Raw genomic sequence first — 359 nt, 5'->3', positions numbered from 1 at the left:
CACATGCTTCAGCGACGAGACCTGATAGACACCCGCGATGATCAGCACCGATCCGGCCACGTACGGACCGCCGCGATTCCACGTGATCAATTCCGGGCCGATACTTCGAACCACCAGATCGAGCAGATAGGCGGCCAGGCCGTAGGTGATCCACGCGACGCCGTAGCCTGCAATGAAGCTGGAGACGCGACTCACAGACGCCACCGATACGCTATGACGGGACCTGAGTACGGCGGCGAACGCCGTGATGTAATTGAGTTCCGATGGCAGCATCATCGCGGTCAGCATGACGACCCAGCCGACGAGAAAGGCCGGCAAGTTGTGCAGCGGAGTCCCCGGCCCCTCGTCCATGCCACTCA

The 359-nt window shown here is 61.6% G+C and carries 1 protein-coding gene; it reads right to left on the bottom strand.

All coding sequences use genetic code 11. The annotated features are described in order from the left end of the window. The coding region (locus SB753_RS35400; protein ID WP_410804730.1) for a DUF2182 domain-containing protein at nt 1-359 on the bottom strand (359 nt) is incomplete at both ends.

The organism is Paraburkholderia sp. SIMBA_053 (assembly GCF_046534895.1).
Taxonomy (GTDB): domain Bacteria; phylum Pseudomonadota; class Gammaproteobacteria; order Burkholderiales; family Burkholderiaceae; genus Paraburkholderia; species Paraburkholderia caledonica.
This window is presented reverse-complemented; position numbering and strand designations above follow the sequence as displayed.